General features: G+C 64.8%; 12 protein-coding genes. 7 read left to right on the top strand and 5 right to left on the bottom strand.

Annotated features, from left to right (window positions below; genetic code table 11):
* Positions 1–25: 25 nt before the first annotated feature.
* From KF708_04335 to KF708_04310, 6 genes are all read left to right on the top strand, one after another.
* Positions 26–1,414 carry a tRNA modification GTPase gene (locus KF708_04335; protein MBX3411923.1) on the top strand — a complete coding sequence of 463 codons (1,389 nt, stop codon included), beginning with the start codon at positions 26–28 and terminating at the stop codon, positions 1,412–1,414.
* A 31-nt stretch (positions 1,415–1,445) separates the two neighbouring features.
* Positions 1,446–2,387 carry a ribokinase gene (rbsK, locus tag KF708_04330; protein ID MBX3411922.1) on the top strand — a complete coding sequence of 314 codons (942 nt, stop codon included), beginning with the start codon at positions 1,446–1,448 and terminating at the stop codon, positions 2,385–2,387.
* A gap of 203 nt (positions 2,388–2,590) precedes the next feature.
* The gene (locus KF708_04325) at positions 2,591–5,947 is read left to right on the top strand and encodes an amidohydrolase family protein (GenBank protein ID MBX3411921.1); all 3,357 of its coding nucleotides are present in this window, start codon (positions 2,591–2,593) and stop codon (positions 5,945–5,947) included.
* Positions 5,948–5,951: 4 nt separating this feature from the next.
* Positions 5,952–7,280: an amidohydrolase family protein gene (locus KF708_04320; GenBank protein MBX3411920.1), complete on the top strand. Its 1,329-nt coding sequence runs from the start codon at positions 5,952–5,954 to the stop codon at positions 7,278–7,280.
* Positions 7,281–7,506: 226 nt separating this feature from the next.
* Positions 7,507–8,484 (top strand): N(4)-(beta-N-acetylglucosaminyl)-L-asparaginase, encoded by a 978-nt coding sequence (locus tag KF708_04315; GenBank protein MBX3411919.1) that lies wholly within the window; start codon positions 7,507–7,509, stop codon positions 8,482–8,484.
* A 192-nt stretch (positions 8,485–8,676) separates the two neighbouring features.
* Complete coding sequence (locus KF708_04310) at positions 8,677–10,083, top strand: diguanylate cyclase (protein ID MBX3411918.1); 1,407 nt, start codon at positions 8,677–8,679, stop codon at positions 10,081–10,083.
* 252 nt (positions 10,084–10,335) lie between these two features.
* On the opposite strand, the gene KF708_04305 is transcribed toward KF708_04310, so the two are convergent.
* The 3 genes from KF708_04305 to KF708_04295 form a co-directional block, all read right to left on the bottom strand.
* The gene (locus KF708_04305; GenBank protein ID MBX3411917.1) at positions 10,336–10,788 is read right to left on the bottom strand and encodes a hypothetical protein; all 453 of its coding nucleotides are present in this window, start codon (positions 10,786–10,788) and stop codon (positions 10,336–10,338) included.
* Between the two features lie 303 nt (positions 10,789–11,091).
* The gene (locus tag KF708_04300; protein MBX3411916.1) at positions 11,092–11,952 is read right to left on the bottom strand and encodes a hypothetical protein; all 861 of its coding nucleotides are present in this window, start codon (positions 11,950–11,952) and stop codon (positions 11,092–11,094) included.
* Entirely contained in the window at positions 11,949–12,488 is a 540-nt protein-coding gene (locus KF708_04295; protein ID MBX3411915.1) for a sigma-70 family RNA polymerase sigma factor, read from the bottom strand. The genes KF708_04300 and KF708_04295 overlap by 4 nt, the downstream gene beginning before the upstream one ends.
* Before the next feature lie 294 nt (positions 12,489–12,782).
* On the opposite strand from KF708_04295, the gene KF708_04290 reads away from it, so the two are divergent.
* Positions 12,783–12,941 (top strand): hypothetical protein, encoded by a 159-nt coding sequence (locus KF708_04290; GenBank protein MBX3411914.1) that lies wholly within the window; start codon positions 12,783–12,785, stop codon positions 12,939–12,941.
* A 130-nt stretch (positions 12,942–13,071) separates the two neighbouring features.
* Here the strand turns inward: KF708_04290 and uvrB are convergent, their stop codons facing one another.
* On the bottom strand, positions 13,072–15,153 hold the full coding sequence (uvrB, locus tag KF708_04285) for an excinuclease ABC subunit UvrB (GenBank protein MBX3411913.1): 2,082 nt from the start codon (positions 15,151–15,153) through the stop codon (positions 13,072–13,074).
* A gap of 188 nt (positions 15,154–15,341) precedes the next feature.
* Entirely contained in the window at positions 15,342–17,168 is a 1,827-nt protein-coding gene (locus KF708_04280) for a TlpA family protein disulfide reductase (protein ID MBX3411912.1), read from the bottom strand.
* Between the last annotated feature and the right edge of the window lie 308 nt (positions 17,169–17,476).

The following is a 17,476-nucleotide window of genomic DNA, read 5'->3' as shown; positions in this document are numbered from 1 at the left end:
CGCCGGTGCGCATCAGCCCACGTCGATGAATTACCTCCTCGACGACACGATCGCGGCCATTGCTTCGGCCCCCGGCGGGGCCGCACGGGGTGTCGTTCGCCTGAGTGGGCCACAAACCGCGTCCTGCCTGCAAGCTATATTCCGTGCCGATGATGCTCTCGACATCCTCACGAGGGAGAGTCCCACGCGAATTACAGGCCGGCTGTTGCTTGCCTCGCCCGGCCGCGTGCTGCCGTGCGATCTGCTCTACTGGCCCGACCAGCGCAGCTACACGCGCGAGCCGCTGGCCGAACTGCACCTGCTCGGCTCGCCCCCTTTGGTCGAAGCCTCGCTCCGTACCGTGTGCGTCGCGGGAGCCCGCGTGGCACGGCCTGGCGAATTCACGCTGCGTGCCTTCCTGGCCGGACGACTCGATCTGACGCAGGCCGAAGCCGTGCTGGGCGTGATCGACGCCGACGATGGCGCGCAGCTTCGCGTGGCGATCGCGCAACTCGCCGGCGGACTGGCCATGCCGCTGGGAAGCCTACGCGACGATCTGCTCGACCTGCTGGCCGAGCTCGAGGCCGGCCTCGATTTCGTGGAAGAGGACATCGAATTCGTCTCGCGCGCCGAATTGCTTTCGCGCCTGCACCGGGCAAGTGATGCGATCGGCGAGCTCGAGTCCCAGATGCAAACCCGCTCGACCGCCGGAGCGCTCCCCACGGTGGTACTCTACGGCCCACCCAACGTTGGCAAGAGCAGTCTCTTCAACGCCCTGACACAGGACAGCACGGCCATCGTGGCCGACGTGGCCGGCACGACGCGTGATTACCTGACGGCGACCCTCGAACTCGACACGGCACGCTGCCGCTTGATCGACACCGCCGGACTCGATCCGACCGAGCCCGTGGACGAGCTCGAACGTGCCGCCCAACAAACCACGCGGACCCAACGTGCGACGGCCGATCTAGAGATCTATTGTGTCGACGCGCGTGAAGCGCCCGATCTGGCGTCGTTCGATTCCACACTCGCCGTCCCGTCGCCGGCAGTCCGTCGCTTGTACGTGCTGACCAAGGCGGATCTCGCTCTCGTACCCTTTCCAAAGCAAGATCCTCGGCAGCACATCCTCGCCACCAGCAGCTCGACGGGCCTCGGCCTGGCCGAGCTACGCCGGGCCATGGCCGACGAGCTGAACGAGCTCGCGGCCAACTCGGGGAATGTCGTCAACGCCACCGCCACGCGCTGCCGCGAAAGCCTGCGTCGCGCACGAGAATCGCTCGCGCATGCCGTGGACATCGTCGGTCAACAAGGTGGCGAGGAGCTGATTGCCGCCGAACTGCGCACGGCCTTGGAAGAACTTGGCCAGGTCGTCGGCACGGTGTATACCGACGACATCCTCGATCGCATCTTCACTCGCTTCTGCATCGGCAAGTAGTCACATCGCGCGGACGGACGCAGGCGAATCCATGGCAGCACCGGCAGTCCTTGTCCTCGGTTCGATCAATACCGATCTCGTCCTGCGCGGCGCGCGGCTTCCTCGACCAGGCGAAACGGTGCTCGGCGGCCAGTTCTATCAGGCCGGTGGTGGCAAAGGGGCGAATCAGGCCGTGGCGGCGGCGCGCGCGGCGCGCGAACCCGTGCTCTTCATCGCCGCCGTGGGAGACGATCTCTTCGGCCGTGAATCGCTCGCGCGTCTCGCCCAAGAGAATCTCGATTGCCGCTTGATCAAGACCGTGCCTTCGCAACCGTCGGGCGTGGCGCTGATCCTGGTGGATGCGGAGGGGCAAAACATGATCGGCGTGGCCTCGGGCGCAAACTTGAATCTCGTACCGGCCGACGTCGATCGCGTGCCGGATGAGGTCTTTCGTTCGGCGCGTGTCTTGCTCGCCAGTCTCGAATCGCCGCTAGACACGGTCGCGCATGGCCTCGCACGCGCCCGGCAAGCAGGTCTGCTCACGGTGCTCAATCCGGCCCCCGCGGCGCGCGAGATCCTCGACATGAATCTCCTGCGCCAAGTCGATGTGCTGACGCCCAACGAGGTCGAAGCCGCGACGCTTTCCGGCATCGAATTCGTGGACGAGCAAGGTATCGATGCCGCGCAAGCCCTGGCGGCCGCGCGCAAGTTGCAAGCGCTCGGTTGTCGCGCGGTGATTATCACGCTCGGCGCGGAGGGCGTCCTCGTGGTCGAAGACGACCCCCTCCGCATTCCCGCGGCCCAGGTGCGGGCCATCGATGCGACGGCCGCGGGAGACGCCTTCAGCGGCGCCCTCTGCGTCGCGCTGTCCGAGGGGCGCACGCTCGTCGAGGCCGCACACTGGGCGACGCGTGCGGCCGCCCTCTCGGTCAGCCGTGCCGGAGCGCAGCCCTCGCTCGCCACGCGGGACGAGATCGAGCAATTCTCCCCCTGATCGGCGTGCTATTCTTGGCACAGGCCGCGCGATGGCACTCACCGCACCGGCATTTGGTTCCCTGTGCGAACCATGACCGCCGGTCGATTGACTTCGACTCCCCTACTGCCAACACTCAGAGCTCGAGCCACCTTCGCCGCGATGGCAACCAGCCATCTGTCGGCGCGTCTTACTACTGCCGCGTCACACGGAAGAGATCGACGATGCCAGTTCCGCGCTGTCCGTCCGCCTGCGGGCGTTCTTTGGTATTGCTGGCCTTGCTTCAGCTCGTCCACGGTATCGCGAATGCCGCGGAGCCATCGACGACGCCCCCCTCCGGTTTACGCAAGAACACGCCAGCCGTCCACTTTCTGGAAGGCACCCGAGTCGTGATCGCACCGGGGCGCGTGCTCGAAAAAGCGAACGTGCTGGTGCGCGATGGCGTGATCGCCGCCGTGGGAGAAGATCTCTCCGCGCCAGCCGACGCTCGCGTCTGGCCGCTGGCTGGCAAGACGATCTACCCCGGCTTTATCGATGCCTACAGCGAGCTCACGACGACCAGCCCCACCCCCGGCGGCGCCCCTTACTGGAACACGAACGTCGTTCCACAAAATCGCGCCGAGAAGATCTATCAGGCCGACAAGGCCTACAACAAGAAGCTGCGCAGCCAAGGCATCACGTCGCGATTGATTGTGCCCACCGGGGGCATCATACGCGGCACGAGCGCCGTTGTTTCCACGGCCGACGAAGCCGCCTCGCGCGACACGATCCGCGACCAGGTGGCGTTGCATCTCCAATTGACCGTCCGGCGCGGTAGTCGCGACAGCTACCCGAATTCGCCCATGGGCGCGGTGGCGCTGGTGCGGCAGGCGCTATACGACGCCGATTGGTACCGCAAGGCCTGGAGCGCGTTCGCCACGCGCGAAGGCCTGCCGCGTCCCGAGCAGAACGACGCCCTCGAAGTCCTCGAAAAGCATCTGCACGAGGGTCTGCCCGTCATCATCGACACGAGCAACGAGCGGTACTTCTTCCGGGCCGATCGCCTGGGGAGCGAATTCGGACTGAATGTCATCGTCCGCGGCTCGGGGCGCGAATATCGCCGCCTCGACGCGGTGGCGGCGTCGGGCCGCACGCTCATCGTGCCGGTCAATTTTCCGAAGGCCCCGAATGTTCGCACCCCCGACGCGGCCCTCGAAGCCAGTCTCGAAGAGCTGCTCGAGTGGGATCTCGCTCCAGAAAACCCCGCCCGGCTCGAAAAGGCCGGCGTGCGCATCGCCCTCACGGCGCACGGGCTAAAAGACTCGAGCACCTTTCTCTCGCGCGTGCGCGAAGCCGTCCGCCGCGGTCTGCCCGCCGAGGCAGCGCTGCGGGCGCTCACGACCACGCCGGCATCGATCCTTGGCATCGGCGGGCGTCACGGCACGATCGAGCCGGGACGTTCGGCCGATCTCGTCATCGCCGACGGCGATCTCTTTGCCGACAAGGGACGCGTGCTCGAAACCTGGGTCGCAGGGACTCGCTACGAGGTCGAAGCGGAACCCCTGTTCGACTTGCGCGGTACGTGGGCGGCCAAGATCACCCAACCCGACGGGAGCGAGAAGACCGCCACGGTCCACGTCGCCGGCGAGCCGCGCAAGCTCGAAGGCTCACTCGACGTAGGCGGGGCGAAGCTCAAGCTCGGCCACGTCTCCCTCAGCGATGCACAATGGACCTTCACCTTCAGCGCCAAGGAATTTTCCGGCGAGGGAACAGCACGCGCCGCCACCACGATCGCCCTGGCCGAGACATCGGAAATGACCGCGCTCGGCGTCGTCGAGTGGCCCAACGGTTCGAGCGATCCTTTTACTGCCACGCGCACGAAATCCTTTGATCCCCAGGCGGCTGCCGACAAGGATTCGAAAGCAACCGACGAGCCCTCCGGCCAGGAATCGGGGGCGGGCGACGAACCAGCGGAGCCGGTCGTGCGTCCGGCGGACGAACCTCCTACGGAAGAAACGGTCATGCCCCCCGACGCGGCGAAAGGAGACGCGCCAGGCACGGCGGAAACGACGAAACCCGAGGGAGAAAAGCCCGCCAAGCGGGCTACCGATACCGACAAGCAGCAGCCCGTCAAAGAGGACAAGAACCAGCCGCGCCAGGCGCTGTTCCCCGTGAACTACCCGCTGGGGGCGTTCGGCGTGGCCGGGCCTCCCGAGCAACCCGCTCTCGTCGCGTTCACCGGCGCGACCGTCTGGACGAGCGGACTAGAGGGCAAGCTCGACCATGCCACGGTGCTCGTCGAGGCGGGTCGCATCAAAGCCGTGGGCAAGGACGTACAGGTGCCCGAGGAGGCGTTGGTCATCGATTGCCAGGGGCGTCATATCACGCCGGGCCTGATCGACTGCCACTCGCACATCGCCACCGATGGCGGCATCAACGAATCGTCGCAAGCCATCACGGCCGAGGTGCGCATCGGCGACTTCATCGACGCCGACGACGTGAACATCTATCGACAACTGGCCGGTGGCGTCACCTCGTCGAACATCCTGCACGGCTCGGCGAATCCCATCGGCGGCCAGAACCAGGTCATCAAGCTGCGCTGGGGGGCGATGCCCGAGGAAATCAAGTTCGCCGGCGCTCCCCTGGGCATCAAGTTTGCCTTGGGAGAGAACGTCAAGCAGGCCAACTGGGGCGACCGCTTCAACTCGCGTTATCCCCAGTCGCGCATGGGAGTCGAGCAGATCATGCGCGACGCCTTCCTCGCGGCGCAGGATTACCGCCGCGCCTGGGACCAGTGGCAACGCACTCAGGCGGGACTGCCGCCCAGATTCGATCTCGAGCTCGAAGCGATCGCCGAGATCCTGGCCGGCGATCGTTTGATCCACTGCCACTCGTACCGGCAGGACGAAATCCTGGCCCTGATTCGCACCTGCGAGGAATTCGGCATCCGCATCGCCACGCTGCAACACATTCTCGAGGGCTACAAAGTGGCCGACGCGCTGGCCAAACACGGCGCCGGCGGATCGAGCTTCTCGGACTGGTGGGCGTACAAAATCGAGGTCTACGACTCGATCCCCTACAACGGCGCGTTGTTGCACAACGCGGGGGTCGTCGTCTCGTTCAACTCTGACGATGCCGAGCTCGCCCGGCGGCTGAATCTCGAAGCCGCCAAGGCCCTGCATTACGGACGCGTGCCGGAGATCGAGGCCCTCAAGTTCGTCACGCTGAATCCCGCGAAACAATTGCGTATCGACCAACGGGTGGGCTCGCTCGAGCCGGGCAAAGACGCCGACCTGGTCGTGTGGAGCGAATCGCCCCTCTCGACCTACACACGCTGCGAACAGACCTGGATCGACGGGCGCAAGTACTTCGATCGCGAGGCCGACATCGCCCGCCGCATCGAGCTCCGCGACATGCGGGCCCAACTCGTGCAGCGCATTCTCAAATCCGGCGCCGACATGCGCGGCCCGGGCGAATCGCGCGGCGGCGAAGACGACTTCTGGCCCCGCGAAGATCTCTTCTGCGGCCATCACGATCACGGACACGACGGCGGACACCAGCAGGCCGACCACGAACACGCGCAACACGGAAGCGAGGAGTAAGACCATGCGAACGATTCGAGTTTTGCTCGCCATGGTGGTGGTCATCGGTGGGACCCGCGTCTTGCGTGCCTCGGATGAGATCCCCGGTGCCCCGCAGCAAAAACCGATCGCCATCGTGGGCGGAACGATTCATCCGGTCAGCGGCCCCGACATCGCCCCAGGCACGCTGCTCTTGGTCGAGGGCAAAATCGCGGCCATCGGCGCCGACGTCCCCCTGCCCGACGACTGCGAGAAGATCGACGCCACCGGCAAACACGTCTATCCCGGCATGCTCCACGCTCATACGCAACTCGGGATTGTCGAGATCCCGGCCGTGCGGGCCACGGTCGATCAGGCCGAAACGGGGAGCGTCAATCCGAACGTCAAGGCGCAAGTCGCCGTGAATCCCGACAGCGAGTTGTTTCCCGTCGCGCGCGGCACGGGCATTCTCACGGCGCTCGTCGTGCCCGGTCCGGGCGTGATCGCCGGTCAGACGGCCGTGATGAATCTCGATGGCTGGACGTACGAGGAGATGACGGTTCGCTCCCCCGCTGCGCTGGCGATCAACTGGCCGCGCATGCACCCGGCCAACGCCTGGTATATCGAAGAGACCTCGCAACAACAGCTCGAAGCGCGCGATCGTTCGCTGTCTCTGTTGCGCGATACCTTTGCCGACGCACGTTCCTACAAGCGAGCGAAAGAGGCACATGCCGCGAGCCAAGGTCCCGCCATCGATCACGATCTGCGTTGGGAGGCCATGATTCCCGTCCTGGCTGGTGAAGTTCCCTTGCTCGTCATGGCCGACGAGGTGGCGCAGATTCAAGCCGCCGTCGCCTTTGCCCAGCGCGAGCGAGTGAAGCTCATCATCGCGGGGGGTTACGATGCTCCCCTCTGTGCCGAATTGCTGACGCGGCAGGACGTGCCGGTGATTATCGCGGGCGTGCATCGCCTGCCACAGCGAGAGAGCGACGATTACGACTCCCCCTTTACGCTCGCCGAACGGCTACGCCAGGCTGGCGTCAAGTTCTGCATCGCCGGTCACGATCGTCATTCGAAGGCCCAGAACATGCCCTACGAGGCGGGCACGGCGGCCGCTTATGGACTGCCCAAGGCCGATGCCTTGCGCGCCGTGACCCTTTCGCCGGCTGAAATCCTCGGCGTCGCCGACCGCCTGGGCTCGCTCGACTCTGGCAAGGACGCCACCCTGTTCATCGCCGATGGCGATCCCCTGGAGACGCCCACCCAGGTCGAAATGGCCTTTATCCAGGGACGCCGCGTCGATCTGTCGAGCAAGCACACCCGGCTGTGGGAAAAGTACAAGGAAAAGTATCGCCGCCTGGGAATCGAGAATTAGGCTGGTACAGAGTGGTTGTGAACGGGCCAGACGCACGTTTGCCCCACATCCCCGGCCCCTCTCCCGCGTTGGGCAGAGGCGAGTATATTCCTCGTCGTTCCTTCGTGAAGAATTATCCATGTCGTTCGCTCCGCTCGGCTCTTCGCGTCGTGGGTTTTTGGCGGCTACGGCCTCGGGGCTGATTGGCTCGCAGCTAACTTCCACCGTTCGGGCACAGGAGGCCCCCATGCTGCCGCGCCCCGGCGAGTTTCCCGTGAAAGCGATCTCTTCGGCCAACGGGCTCGAAGCCACGCAACGCGCCTACGAGTTGATGCTCGAGGGAGTCGACCCGCTCGACGCCGCCATCGCCGGCGTGAACATCGTCGAAGACGATCCGAACGAGATGACCGTCGGCCTGGGGGGCTTGCCGAACGAGAACGGCGTCGTCGAGCTCGACGCCGCCGTCATGCACGGCCCCACGCATCGCGCAGGCGCTGTCGCCTCGTTGCGCAACATCAAGAACCCCTCGAAAGTCGCGCGCCTCGTCATGCGCGAGACCGATCATATCCTGCTCGTCGGCGAAGGCGCGCTCGAGTTTGCCCGGGCCTACGGCTTTCCGGAAGAAAACCTGCTCACTGAGCGCTCGCGCAAGATCTGGCTCTACTGGAAGCAGACCCGCTCGAACGAAGATGACTGGCTGCCGCCTCCCGATAACGAGCTCGATCCCGAGGTGGCCAAGTTCTTCAAACGTCCCACGGGCACCATCCACTGCGCCGCGATGAACGCCGCGGGCGACATCTCGTGCGTCACCTCGACGAGCGGACTGTTCTTCAAGATCCCTGGACGCGTCGGCGACTCGCCCATCGTCGGCGCCGGACTGTACGTCGACAACGCGATCGGTTCCTGCGGCAGCACCGGGCGTGGCGAAGCCAACCTGGGCAACCTCAGCAGCTTCGCCGCCGTCGAGTTGATGCGGGGGGGCATGTCACCCCAGGAAGCGGGGCTCGAGGTCATGCGCCGCGTTGCCGCCCATACCGAACCGCGTCTGCGCGACAAGGAAGGACGTCCCGCGTTCAATCTCAAGCTCTACCTGCTCGGCAAAAACGGCGATCACGCCGGGGTCGCCATGTGGGCGCCGGCCAAGTACTCGGTCACCGATGCCCACGGCACCCGCCACGAGCCTTGCGTCGGGCTGTACGAATCCCCCGACGGGCAGGAAGTCTGAGCCGATCTCGGCTGGCCCTGCAAAAGGGGCTGTTTTCCGCCCCTTTTTGCGTTCTTTGCGCCCCAGCAAACCTCCCCGTCGAAAAAATGCTAGGGTTGCTTCACCGGACGTCGCGCGGGGCTACAAGCGACGGGCCGCTCGCCGATAGTCGCTGCTCCCCGCTCGAATGCTACGCGATGAACGAGGATTCGCGTGAACCAACCCTCCTCCGATCATCGACTCGTGGTCGTCGCCGATGACGATGTTCGCGTTCGCCGCCAGATCGAGGCGACGCTGATCTCGGCCGGCTTCGAAGTCCATGCGGCCGAAGATGGCTTGAGCGCCTGGCATCTCATCGCCGAGCGCTGCCCCGATTTCATCATCGCCGATGCCGAGATGCCCGGTCTCTCCGGCACGGAGTTGGCGCGTCGCCTGCGCGACGACGAATGCCCCCACTACGTCTACTTTCTGCTCCTCACGTCGCGCCTCGGCGCCGACGATCTGGGAGAAGCGCTCGCCGCAGGCGTCGATCACTTCCTGCCCAAGCCGGTCTCGACCACGGAGCTGCTGGCGCAGGTCTTCGCCGGCAGTCGCGTGCTCGAGGCACGGCGTCAGCTCGACAAGACGATGCGCCGCGACTCGCTCACCGGGCTGTTGAACCGCCGCCTGTTCCAAGAACTTTTCGACCGCGATTGGAGCCGCGCCGAACGACATCGCGCCGAGCTCTCGTGCGCCCTGGTCGAGATCGTCGATTTCGAGCAACTCGCTCAGACACATGGCGACGGCGCCGCCGATATGGTGTTGCGCTCCGTGGCCGATCTGCTGCGCAGCCATGCCCGGGCCAGCGACCTGCTCTGTCATTTGGGCAATGGACATTTCTTGGCCCTCTTGCCCGACACGCACGAAGAGGGCGCCGCCAGTTGGTGCCGCCGGGTCAACGAGGCCGTCGCCGCGAAGCGCTTACCGGAAAGTTGCGGCGTAACGACCGTGTCGTTGCGCGTGGGGGTGGCAGCGCGCGTTCCGCATCTCGAAGATCCCGAGGCCCTGGTCGATCGTGCTCGCCAGGCTCTCGAAGTCTCTCGCCCCGACGGCACGCGTCACGTCGTGCAATACCGCGATCTGGACGACAGCGACAATACGGTCTCGCATAACCCGCACGACGAACTCGAGGCACTCTCCGACGTGCGCGCGGCCGACTTGATGACCTCTCCCGTGGCGTGCCTGGGGCAGGACGAAACCGTCGCCGATGCGGCCGACTTTCTCGTCGCCCGCAAAATCAACGCGGCGCCGGTGGTGGACGACACGGGGCACCTGGTCGGAGTCATTTCCGAACGCGAGCTGATGGACTGGCTGCCGACGGAAAATGGCGGACAGCAGCCCCTGCTGGCGGTGATGAACACCACGGTCGTTTCGTACGAAGACGACGCGCCGGCTCATTCGATCTTCCGCTTCCTGCAGCGAGTGGCGGTGCGCAGGGTGATCATCTTGCGCGAGGGGCAACCCGTCGGCATCATCAGCCGCGGCAATTTGATCCGCTGGTTCCGTCGACAACAAACGGTGGGCCGCCCCGTGGTCCCCGCGGTGCTTCTCACCCAGACGGCGGCGTCCCTGGCCACGTAGGACAAGCTTCCGCCCGCGATCTTGTTCGTGGGGCGGAGATCATGCCGCGCTGCGCTGACTCGCCCCGGCGCGCGACGTCGTGCGTCGAGCCACATTCGCCGTCGCGCAAAAAAGAGACCGGTGTCACGTGCCCGTGGCTAGACGCGTGACACCGGTCGTTCGCACACAAGGTCGTCCGGCCCCCCAGATGGCTCTCCGGCCGATGTGTGCGTCCCCCCCTGGGTATACGAAGAAGCTCCGTCAAGTTGTGAACTACCAGATATCGAAGCTGCTCACATTGGGTCGAGCCGTGCGGATGACCACCTGCCGGTTGCCCACCGCGGCCCAGTTGAACGGATTGCCGCTGTTCCCCACCCAACTTGGCGAATAGCTATCGGTAAACGGAGTGGCCGAGGCGGTCGGCCGGGCCTTCGACTGGCCGAACCACTGCGACGAGGCGATACGATGTTGGCGCTGCGTGGCGCGGAACTCCGCGCGGCGACGCACGGCCATCTTCGGGTCGAGAAAGTTGCGCATCTCTTGCTGATAGAACCACATCTCCGGCGTGGGATGCAATTCGCCCAGCGAGATCTCGCGATCGAGCACGGGATGCGGCGCCGTTTTATCCTTCGGTTCCTGAGCGCGAACGACCGAAGCGCCGCCGGCGAGCAAGAGTAACACCAGGGCCACGATGCCCGCTCGACGCGAAGTGAAGTAACACCGCATGGACTGAGATCCTCCATCACGCGAGCCGGCCGTCGGCGAGCGTTCGCTGCATCGGCAGCGAACGCTTCTCGTGCGGCCAAGACTCGCGTGCGTCCCCCCCGGGAAATGCACTCGGTTGACATGTTCGCCACGCTTGCGAGCGGCGTATTGAATCGATTCGGCGAAGCGCGGGGCGCAGGATTAGGGAGAGTTTGCCGAATTTGCCGTGCGCACCGGCATGCTAGCAACGATCTGCGAGCGCGGAGAAACACCGCTTGCACGATCGCCCGTCAAGTCGAGACGCACGTGTGCGAGCGATGGCGCTCAGGCTACGGCGCCCCCCGAAGTGATAAACTGCTGATAGTCGGCCTCGCTTCCTTCGACCACCAGCACGTAGAGATAGCCATTCTCGAGCCAGGCATCCGTGGGCCGTTGTCCCGAGGAAGCGGGCTGACGCAAGGGGGACTGACCGGCGCCCGGCAGGATGCGGGGCGATTTCGGCGTCCCGGCGACCTTCACCACGTAGAGGGTGGCCGTCACTCCCCCCAGTTCGAGGTCGTAGGCGACACCGTTGCGGCCCAGAAAGCCCTTCACGTAGCGCCATTGCTGCCCGGCGTGTGGATTGACGAAGCGGCTCAATCGATAGCCGGTGGGGGGCTTCTTCGCGGCCGGCGAGATGCCCGAGCCCCGACCCTGGTCCGCCGTGAAGAACGCCTGCCCGAAGGCCAATACCCCTTCGTGCGTGTATTCGTTGGCCGGCCAGAACCAGTAGGCCACCAACAGCGCCGCGGCGGTAGCAGCGGCGCTGGCCATCCAGACGCGGCGGCTCGTCCGGCGGCGCGGTTCGCCGACGGTCCCGGGAGCGGCGGTGTTCTCGGCCGTCGGGGCTGGAGAATCGATGGCCCCCTGCACCGGATCGACCGACGCTTCGCGGGCGGCGGCCAGCGCGGCGAGCAGCCGCTGTTCGAGCCCCCCCGGTACCGGCCCCCGCTCGAGGGCCGCCTGAATCGACTGGTCGAACTGCTGCACGCGCTCGAACATGACGCGATGCGCGTGGTCGCGCTCGAACAGCTCGGTCAGAAATCGCGTCTCGGGCAGGTCGTGATCCTGACTGCCGGGGCGGCAGGCATCGATCGCCTCGAACCGTCGTTCGTCATGGGGACGTGCGGCATCGTCTGGCCTCATTTGTCACTCCTTTGACGGGGGGAGACCGTGGCGTGCAGTTCCAGATCGAGCAGCTTCGCGCGCAAGTGGCTCTTCGCGCGCGACAGGCGGCTCATCACGGTGCCAATCGGCAATTCGAGCTGCGTGGCGATCTCGCGGTACGAATGGCGCTCGAAATAGAACATCAACAACACCGTCTTGTATTCGTCCGACAACGAGTTGAGGGCGTCTTGCAAGCGTTCCTCGTCGATCGGCTCGGCCGTTCGCGACTCATCCGGCACGCTGTCGACGTTCAGTTCCGCGTCCACGGCGGGCAGGGGCACACGTTTCTTCAAGCTCTTGCGATAGCCATTGCGCAGGATGGCAAACAGCCAGCCGCGCGCTGCCGCCGGTTCGCGCAGTTGAGCCAGGTTTGCTTGCGCCGACAGAAACGTCTGTTGCGTCAAATCCTCGGCATCCGCAATCGAACCGGTCAGGCGATATGCGTAGCGATACAGCAGCTCGTGATGGGCAATCACAAGCTGGGTGATATCAATTTGGCTGGGCTCAGCGCCCATACGGCATATCCCTGCGAGAAGAGCCCTCGGACGGCCTGATTATTCCCAGTCCCCGTCCGAAAAGCACGAGAATCGCGACAAACGGCCCCCAGCGTGGGGCAATTCTTCCAATCGTGCGAGTTGACCGCTCTCTGGTCTCCTACCAGCTATTTGCCTGGGGAGGGAAAAAATCGTAAGAAATTCTACCGCCGGGGGAATAAACGCCCTAGTGAGGGCATCCTCCCTGGTGACACGGACAGGATAGGTGCCTGCCGGACTGTACAGTGTGTACCTCCTTCAATGAGGGAAGACGAGATGAAGAAGTTTGCTATCCTCGCTCTGTTGCTGAGCGCCGGTTTCATTGGCTGCGGCAAGAAGCCCGAACCCGCTGCCGCTCCGCCGGCCGAGGCCCCCGCTGCCGATCCCGCCGAAACCCCGGCTGAGCCGGCCGCCGATGAGACCCCCGCTCCGTAAGCTGGGTTCGTTTCACCGTATACGAGAAAGGGAAGGTTGCCCGCGTGGTAGCCTTCCCTTTTCTCTTGCGCCCTTGTCGAGCGACGCTCCTCCCCGACCTCGCAAGGGGCGAAAGAACGTCCGGCGACCGCTACATTTTGCGCTTGGGTCGTGGCACGCGTCCCCCTGTGGCACGGCTGCCGCGGCGGCCCTTGCCTCCGCGCCCCCCCCCTTTCTCGCGGATCACCACCTCGCTCGTCGGTTTTCCTAGCGCGCCGCGCATTTTTTCGACACGATCGCGCAGCGAGGCCGCCCGCTCGAACTCGAGCGCCTCGGCCGCGGCGAACATCTCCGTCTCGAGCTCCGCAATATATTCCTCGGTGATGTACTGTGTTTCGTCCGTGCGGCCTACGGCGGCGTTAGCCCGCGCATGCGCGTCGGCTTCTCCTTCGATCCCGGCCCGAATTGCCTTGCGCACCGTCTCCGGCGTGATGCCATGCTCGCGATTGTAGGCCTCTTGCATGGCACGCCGGCGCGTCGTCTCTTCGATCGCACGCTGCATCGAATCGGTCACGCGATCGGCATAGAGAATGACCTTGGCATTCACGTTGCGCGCGGCGCGGCCGATCGTCTGCATGAGCGACGTCTCGCTCCGCAAAAAGCCTTCCTTGTCCGCATCGAGAATCGCCACCAGCGAAACCTCGGGCAGGTCCAAACCTTCGCGCAGCAGATTCACGCCGACGAGCGCTTCGAAATGCCCTTCGCGCAAGTCTCGCAGCAGCTCCACGCGTTCGAAGGCGTCGAGCTCGCTGTGCAACCACTTGCAGCTCACGCCCTGTTCGTTGAGGTAGTACGAAAGATCTTCGGCCAGCCGCTTGGTGAGCGTGGTGACAAGCGTCCGCTCTCCCACGGCCGAGCGAGCGCGAATCTGCTCGAGTAGATGGGGCACCTGCCCCCGCGACGGCACCACCTCGATCACGGGGTCCAACAGCCCCGTGGGGCGCACCACCTGCTCGACCACCTCGCCCCGCGTCTGCTCCAGCTCGTACGGCCCGGGCGTGGCCGAGACGAAGACCACCTGGCTGATGCGTTCTTCAAACTCGTTGAACTTCAGCGGCCGGTTGTCGAGCGCGCACGGCAGACGAAATCCGTGCTCGACCAGGGTCGACTTGCGGCTGTGATCTCCCGCGAACATCCCGCGCACCTGCGGGATCGTCACGTGCGACTCGTCGATGAACAACAAGTAGTCGGGCGGAAAAAAGTCGAACAACGTGTTGGGCGTGGCCCCGGGGGGACGGCCGCTGAGCGGCCGGCTGTAGTTCTCGATGCCGGGACAGTAGCCCACCTCTTGCATCATCTCGATGTCGAAGCGTGTCCGCGCGGCCAGACGCTGCGCTTCGAGCAACTTGCCCGTGTCGCGAAAATGCTGGAGTTGCTGCTCCAGCTCCGCCTTGATCTCCTCGACCGCCGCGGCAATGCGTTCCTCGGGCAGCACGAAGTGCTTCGCCGGATAGATGTAGACGGCCGGTTCCTGGCTGATCGCCTCGCCGCTCGTCGGATTGATGATCGAGACCTGCTCGATGTCGTCTCCCCAGAATTCGATCCGGTAGGCGAACTCTTCGTAGGCGGGCCAGATCTCCACGCAGTCGCCCCGCACGCGAAACTTGCCGCGCGCGAACTCGACGTCGTTCCGCTGATACTGAATGTCGACCAGCCGCATCAGCATCTCGTCGCGATCGACCGACTCTCCCACGCGCAGCGCCACCATCATCTGGCGGTAGTCTTCGGGCGATCCCAGGCCATAGATGCACGACACGCTGGCCACGATGATCACATCGCGCCGGCTGACCAAGGCGCTCGTCGAGGCGAGCCGCAACCGGTCGATCTCCTCGTTGATCGAGGCATCCTTCTCGATGTAAATATCGCGCTGCGGAATGTACGCTTCCGGCTGGTAATAGTCGTAATAGCTGACGAAGTAGTGGACGGCGTTCTTGGGAAAAAACTCCTTGAACTCGCCATAAAGCTGCGCGGCCAGCGTCTTGTTGTGCGAGAGCACGATCGCCGGGCGTTGCGATTGCTGGATGACGTTCGCCATGGTGAACGTCTTGCCCGACCCGGTCACGCCCATCAGCACCTGGTGCTTGCGACCGGAGCGCACCCCCCGCATCAGAGAGGCAATGGCCTGGGGCTGATCGCCCGCGGGCTGAAACGGGCTTTCGATCTGAAAATCCACGAGGAGCTTTCGCTAGGGGCAAGCAGGGCGAGAGGCGGGGCGTTGGTCGTCGTTCAGCATAAAAAATGCCGACCTGGCTCCCAAGGGGCGCGGCGGTATTTTGCCGCGGCCTCCCCCGTCGAACAAAAAAGGTGGTACAAGCGTGAAGCCTGTACCACCTTGGTTATCGCAGAAGAGACGCAGGCACGTCAGTTGCCGCCCGACACATCCGCCGCGGCCGGCGCCGCCAGCAGTTCTTCGAGCTTCGCTTCGATGTCGTGCGCGTTCTCGTCGCCGCTGCCCACACGAATCAAGCGAATGATGCCCTCACGATCGATCACGACCATCTGCGGAATGCCAGTCACGCCATATTGCTCCGAGAGCGTGCTCCCTTCCGGCAGGTAGGCCAGGCGGTGCGTGAGTTGATGATGCCTGGCGAACTCGACCAGCGCCGCCTGTTCGTCGGCCGGCGAGAGATCGTCGATCGACGTATGCGTTTGCTGCTCGGCGTCCCAGCCGTACTGGTAGTATTTGGTGAGCCCGATGATCGCGAGGCCACGATCCGCATACTTTTCGTTCCACTCGCGTAGATGAGGGAACGTCGCGCGGCAAGGACCGCACCACACGGCCCAGAAGTCGAGCAGCACGACCTTGCCCTTGAGCTCTTCGTTGCTCAAGGGCGAACCGTTGACCCAGGCGGCCACTTCGAGCGGCGGCATCGGCTGACCCACCAGCTTTTCGCGTTTCTGTTCCGCCTCGAGACGACGAATGGCGCTGTCGATCAGCTTGCCGAGCGCTTCCACGCTCGGATGCTTCGCCACCTCCTCCGGCAGGGCCGCGACCAGGCCGCGATAGGCCTCGGCAGCCCCCTTGGCGGCGTCGATATTCTTGGCCTCGCCAAACTGCGTGATGCGCCACTGCACCCCTCGGGCATAATCCTGCAGCAACTCGACTTCGTTCGGACGTTTCTTGGCTTGCTCGGCAAGAAAATCGAGCCACGTCTGCCGAGCGGATTCCGCGGTCTCGTGCGCCGCGACCGACAAGCCCTTGGCCCGGGCCGACAGCAGTTCGCCCACGGCGCGAATCTTTTCCAACTCGTCGGGCGAAGCCTCGAGCGATTTCCGTGCTTCGGTCATCAGTTCCTGAAAGAGCGCTTCGGCCTTATCGAATTGCCGCGCTTCGCCGAACAACGCGACCTGGCGCTGCTTGAGCCCCGCCAGCAACTCCTCGACCGTGGCGCGCGTCTCATCGGTCAGCAGTTCGCCGGCCGAGGTGATTTCTTGCTCGAGCTGGCGCAGCGCTGCCTGCGGTTTCTTGCCCGAACGGTAGGCGTTCAGCACGCTATCGAGCTGTTGCAGGAATGGCTTGGCCAGCAGCTTTTCCTTCAACTCCGCGCGGCGTGCCGCCAATCGCACCGCCGCGTGCTGCGCGGCTTCGTCCCAGCGACCAGCCCGCGCGCAAGCCAGGTACAGAGACTGCCGCACATCGAGCAGCTTCGTTTCCTCGACCCCCGCCTGCTGCGCCGCCACCAAGGCGGCCTGCGCCTCGTCCACCTGCTGCGAGGTCGCCAGCGCCCGAATGAGCACCAGGAAAGCGTCCGCATGGTCCGCTTGCGCGCTGATCGCGGCCCGCGCCAGGCGTACGGCATCCTCGGGTTTGCCGAGTTCGAGATAGACGCCGGCCAGCTTCGCACGCTCCTCGGCCGAGAGTTTTGCCACGTCGAGCTGCGACGCCTCGGCCGCCAGAGCGGTCAACGCTTTTTGCCGTTCTTTGCGGGCGGCGGCGTTGGCCGCGCTGGCTTTCTTGCGCAGCTCGGGGTCGACGGTTTCTCCCGGTGGGGCCACGGGGAATGGCACCAGCGTTGCTTGGTATTGCTTCTCGATCTCGTCCAGACGCGCCGCCAGGTCGATCGGTACTGCCGCATCGTCGCTAGCAGTCGAGGACGCTTCGGCGGCCGACTCGCTCCCCATCAAAGCCATCGCGCGGTCGCCAGCCAGACTGACTCCGAGCACGAACATGCAGATCCAGTAACGCATGCCACTTCTCTCCTACCGAACGTGAACAAGTGGTGACGACCGCCGTAATACGGCCAGCCCGCGCTCTCCCCCCTGCGATGATAGCCGGCCGGGCACGCCACCAATTTAACGGTGCAGCCCTCCGAAGCCAAAAAGAATGCTCTGTTTTCCCGGTTTGCCAGGGCGCGGCAGCCGCCGTTGCACGGCACGGCAAAGTCGCCAGGCATCGTTACGAATTGGTCATGCGATACAGCCCTTACGGACGAAAATAGTGTCGTATCCGGCGCGGCCGGAACGCTATCGTTGCTTGCGCCACGAGCCAGGCCTCT

The sequence above is a fragment of the Pirellulales bacterium genome, from assembly GCA_019636335.1.
GTDB lineage: Bacteria > Planctomycetota > Planctomycetia > Pirellulales > JAEUIK01 > JAHBXR01.
This window is presented reverse-complemented; position numbering and strand designations above follow the sequence as displayed.